This window comes from Halococcus sp. IIIV-5B (genome assembly GCF_003602035.1).
Classification (GTDB): domain Archaea; phylum Halobacteriota; class Halobacteria; order Halobacteriales; family Halococcaceae; genus Halococcus; species Halococcus salsus.
Window position 1 is genome coordinate 1 of record NZ_QZWE01000062.1, and the last position, 3,990, is coordinate 3,990.

Annotated in this window: 6 protein-coding genes and 1 pseudogene; 1 reads left to right on the forward strand and 6 read right to left on the reverse strand. The window is 67.6% G+C overall.

Annotated elements, in window-relative coordinates; translation table 11 throughout:
• Positions 1-208: DUF5799 family protein (locus D3261_RS19305; RefSeq protein WP_233554048.1), on the forward strand; the 208-nt coding region annotated here is incomplete at its 5' end.
• On the opposite strand, the gene D3261_RS20475 is transcribed toward D3261_RS19305, so the two are convergent.
• The 6 genes and pseudogenes from D3261_RS20475 to D3261_RS19330 form a co-directional block, all read right to left on the reverse strand.
• The gene (locus D3261_RS20475) at positions 205-351 is read right to left on the reverse strand and encodes a hypothetical protein (RefSeq protein WP_199694079.1); all 147 of its coding nucleotides are present in this window, start codon (positions 349-351) and stop codon (positions 205-207) included. The genes D3261_RS19305 and D3261_RS20475 overlap by 4 nt on opposite strands.
• A gap of 38 nt (positions 352-389) precedes the next feature.
• Positions 390-1,364, reverse strand: coding sequence for an isocitrate/isopropylmalate dehydrogenase family protein (locus D3261_RS19310; protein ID WP_120075219.1), 975 nt, complete (start codon positions 1,362-1,364; stop codon positions 390-392).
• The gene (gene leuD, locus D3261_RS19315) at positions 1,357-1,980 is read right to left on the reverse strand and encodes a 3-isopropylmalate dehydratase small subunit (RefSeq protein ID WP_120075221.1); all 624 of its coding nucleotides are present in this window, start codon (positions 1,978-1,980) and stop codon (positions 1,357-1,359) included. Before leuD ends, D3261_RS19310 begins: the two co-directional genes overlap by 8 nt.
• Positions 1,977-3,398 carry a 3-isopropylmalate dehydratase large subunit gene (gene leuC / locus D3261_RS19320; RefSeq protein ID WP_120075223.1) on the reverse strand — a complete coding sequence of 474 codons (1,422 nt, stop codon included), beginning with the start codon at positions 3,396-3,398 and terminating at the stop codon, positions 1,977-1,979. Before leuC ends, leuD begins: the two co-directional genes overlap by 4 nt.
• The gene (locus D3261_RS19325; RefSeq protein WP_120075225.1) at positions 3,395-3,694 is read right to left on the reverse strand and encodes a hypothetical protein; all 300 of its coding nucleotides are present in this window, start codon (positions 3,692-3,694) and stop codon (positions 3,395-3,397) included. The genes leuC and D3261_RS19325 overlap by 4 nt, the downstream gene beginning before the upstream one ends.
• Positions 3,691-3,990, reverse strand: a pseudogene (locus D3261_RS19330) (ketol-acid reductoisomerase); the annotation flags it as partial. The pseudogene D3261_RS19330 and the gene D3261_RS19325, both read right to left, overlap by 4 nt.

The window sequence follows — 3,990 nt, forward strand, 5'->3', positions numbered from 1 at the left end:
GGGCGGCGGTGGCGGGAGCGGAAACGGCGGGTCGGGCGGCGGGGTCGTGGATTCGATCAAGAGCTCGCTCGGACTCGGCGGCGGTGGCGGGAACGGCGGGCGGCGCGCGGCGGCCGCGGAGCTCACCGAGCGCTACGCAGAACAGCTGCAGGCCCACCTCGAAAGCAACGGGAAGTGGGAGCGCGTTCGAACGGCCGCCGCGAATTAAGGACTGCCGCCGCGGAACAGGGTCCGCTCCTCGGTCTCGTAGATGTTGATGAGTTCGGTGACGATCTCGTCGTAGGTCTCCTCCTCGACGCGAAGTCGGTCGAGTCGGTCGACGGTCTTCTCGTCGAGTTCGATCTCGGGCATACTCGGGGGATCACGCGCGACCGGCTTAACCTCGACGGTCAGAGCCGATCGAGCAGCGCGCGCTCGACGTCCTCGGTGGTGGCCTCGCCACCCAGGTCGGGCGTCCGCGGCCCGTCGGCGAGCACCTCCAGCACGGCCTGCCGGACCCGTTCTGCGGCCTCGTCGTGACCCAAGAACGCACAACACATCGCGGCGCTCGACACCGTCGCGACGGGGTTCGCGACCCCTTCGCCAGCGATGTCGGGTGCGGTGCCGTGGACGGGTTCGAACAGCGCGCGCTCCTCGCCGATGTTCGCCGACGGCAACAGTCCGAGCCCGCCGACCAACCCAGCCGCGAGGTCCGAGAGCACGTCGCCCGCGAGGTTCGGACAGACCACGACGTCGAATTCCGACGGACTGAGACAGACCTGTGTCGCGAACGCGTCCATCAGCACCTCGTCCGTGGGGACCCCGCGCTCCTCCGCGACGTCGAGTACCGCTCCGCGGAACCGGCCGTCCGTCTCGCGCATCACGTTGGCCTTGTGCGCCACGGTGAACTCGCCACCGTCGTCCGCAACGTAGTCACACGCGAACTCGGCGAGTTGCCGCGAAGCCGATTCCGTGACGACGCGCGTCAGCGTCGAGAGATCATCCGAAAGCCGGTCCTCGTGGCCCGCGTAGACGCCTTCGGTGTTCTCACGGAGGAAGACGACGTCCATCTCGGGCCGGAGCGCGTCGACGCCGGGATAGGCTCGCGCCGGCCTGACGTTCACGAACGACTCGACCGCCGCTCGCAGGGGGAGGATGACGTCCGCGGCGGTCTCGCCCGCCGCACCGAACAACGTCGCGTCGCTCCCCTCGACCGCTCGCCGGGTCTCGGCCGGCAACGCTTCGCCGGTCTCCGCTTGCACCGCGTCGCCCGCGTCGTACTCCTCGAACGCGAACTCGCCGACCTCGTCGAGCACGGACACGGCCACCGGCACGACCTCCTGGCCGATCCCGTCGCCCGGAATCACGGTGATGGTGTCAGTCATCGTCGGCGAGGTACGGCAGTGAGTTCGCGGTGTCGGCGACGGCACTCGAATTGGACTTCATCAGCGCCGTGGTGTCCCAGACCCCGTCGACCAACGCTCGCCGTTGGGCGTCCTCGACGGTGACGGCGACCTCCTCGTCGCCGTAGCGAACGACCTCCTCGGCCACGTCGATGTCGATCTCCCCATCCGGATTCGCGTCGATCCACTTCTGGATCGCCACGACGGTTTCGTGGTCGGCCGTCACGGTGGGGATCCCAAGCGCGAGGCAGTTCCCCGCGAAGATCTCGGCGAAACTCTCGCCGATCAACGCGTCGATCCCCCAGCGCATCAGCGCCTGCGGGGCGTGTTCGCGCGAGGAGCCACAACCGAAGTTGGCGTTGACAGTCATGATCGAGGCGTCCCGGTACCGATCCTCGTTCATCGGGTGGTCCTTCTCGTTGTCGTCGTCGAAGCGCTGGTCGAAGAAGGCGAACTGGCCGAGGCCGTCGAAGGTGACGACCTTCATGAACCGCGCCGGGATCACCTGGTCGGTGTCGATGTCGTTCCCACGGATCGGGATCCCGGTCCCCGAGACCCGCTCGACGGTCTCGACACCCGCGTCCTCTTCGGCACTCATCGGACCGCCACCTCCGGAAGCTCGCGAACGTCGGTCACCTCGCCGGTGACCGCCGCCGCCGCGACCATCACGGGGCTCATCAGCACCGTCCGCCCCTCCTTCGAGCCCTGCCGGCCGACGAAGTTCCGGTTCGACGAACTCGCACACGCCTCGTCGCCCTCTAACTGGTCTTCGTTCATCCCGAGACACATCGAACAGCCAGCCCCGCGCCAGTCGAAGCCCGCCTCGGTGAATATTTCATCCAAGCCTTCGTCCTCGGCGGCGGCCTTCACGCGCTCGCTGCCGGGGACGACCATCGCGCGAACGCTGGGGTCGACCTCGCGACCCTCGACGACCGCCGCCGCGTCCCGGAGGTCGGGCAGTCGCGCGTTGGTACACGACCCAAGGAAGGCGACGTCGATGTCGTAGCCCTGCATGGTCTCGCCGGGCGTGACCCGCATGTGCTCCTGGGAACGCCGCGCGGTATCCTGCTTGTCCGCGGGGAGGTCCTCGGGCACGGGGATCGGTTCGGAGATACCGATGCCCTGGCCGGGTGTCGTCCCCCACGTCACGACGGGTTCGATCTCGTCGCCGTCGATGGTGACGACGTCGTCGTACTCGGCGTCCGAATCCGACCGGATCGACTCCCAGTACTCCTTCCGTCGTTCGAATTCTTCAGGACTATCGGCGAACGCGTCGGTCTCCCGGAGCCACTCGTAGGTGGTCTCGTCCGGGTTGACGTAGCCCGCGCGTGCGCCGCCCTCGATAGACATGTTACAGATACTCATCCGGCCCTCCATCCCGAGACTCTCGATGGCGGATCCCCCGTATTCGTAGACGTAGCCGACGCCGCCCTCGACGCCGAGCTTTCGGATGATGGTGAGGATCACGTCCTTCGCGCCGACGTGGGAGCCGAGTTCGCCCGTGACCTCGATCTTCCGAACCTGCTTCTTGTCCATCGCGATCGTCTGGGTCGCGAGGACGTCGCGGATCTGGGAGGTGCCGATCCCGAACGCGAGCGCGCCGAACGCGCCGTGGGTCGAGGTGTGCGAGTCGCCGCAGACGACCGTCATTCCCGGTTGGGTGAGCCCCTGCTCCGGGCCGATGACGTGGACGATGCCCTGGTTCCCGCTCCCCGGGTCGTCGAAGACGATCCCCGAGTCGCGAACGTTCTGTTCGAGTTCGCTCATCATCTCCTCGGCAGCGTCGTCGCCGAAGGGTCGGGACTGGTCCGCCGTGGGAACGATGTGGTCGACCGTCGCGTGGGTGAGTTCTGGATAGGCGACTTCGAGGTCGCGCTCGCCGAGCATCCCGAACGCCTGCGGGCTGGTGACCTCGTGGATGAGGTGGAGACCCACGAACAGCTGCGTCTGGCCGGTCGGGAGTTCGGTGACGGCGTGCTCGTCCCAGACCTTGTCGTAGAGGGTGCCCCGACTCATCGATCGCCGTCGCGGCCCTCCCGACCACGCTCGAACACCCGATTCGCGTCGGCGTCGTTCGGCGGCTCGTGGTCGACGTCCTTCATCCGTACCTCCTCGTCCTCGTCGGCGTCCGTCTCCGCCGTTTCCTCGGCGTCCGCCGCGTCGGCCTCGCGCCCGCCGTCGGCCGCGACGACCGGGCCGCGGGCGAACACGACCTGGTCGCCGAACGGCCGGCCGGTGTCGGGGTGGGTGTGGTCGACGTTCTTCATCGCTCGGTTCCGTGCTTCGGTTCGGTTTCGGTTGGTGTCGTTCATACCTGTACTCGCTCCTCTTCGGTCTCGCTCGTCTCCTCGTCCTCGGTGTCGGCCCACGCGAACAAGCCACGAAGACGTTCGCCGACTTCTTCGATCTCGTGGTTCTTCTCCGCGGTGCGGAGCTGGTTGTAGGACGGCCGGTTGGCCTGGTTCTCGGTGATCCACTCGCGGGCGAACTCGCCCTGCTGGACCTGTTCGAGCACCGTCTCCATGTTCTCGCGGGCGTGGTCGTCGACCACGACGTCCCCGCGGGTCAGTCCCCCGAACTCGGCGGTGTCACTCACCGAGTCCCACAT

Excerpts from the sequence above, each read along its gene's own strand:
- D3261_RS19310 (WP_120075219.1), bottom strand. The coding sequence starts at position 1,364 with ATGACTGACACCATCACCGTGATTCCGGGCGACGGGATCGGCCAGGAG.
- D3261_RS19325 (WP_120075225.1), bottom strand. The coding sequence starts at position 3,694 with ATGAACGACACCAACCGAAACCGAACCGAAGCACGGAACCGAGCGATG.
- D3261_RS20475 (WP_199694079.1), bottom strand. The coding sequence starts at position 351 with ATGCCCGAGATCGAACTCGACGAGAAGACCGTCGACCGACTCGACCGA.
- leuC (WP_120075223.1), bottom strand. The coding sequence starts at position 3,398 with ATGAGTCGGGGCACCCTCTACGACAAGGTCTGGGACGAGCACGCCGTC.
- leuD (WP_120075221.1), bottom strand. The coding sequence starts at position 1,980 with ATGAGTGCCGAAGAGGACGCGGGTGTCGAGACCGTCGAGCGGGTCTCG.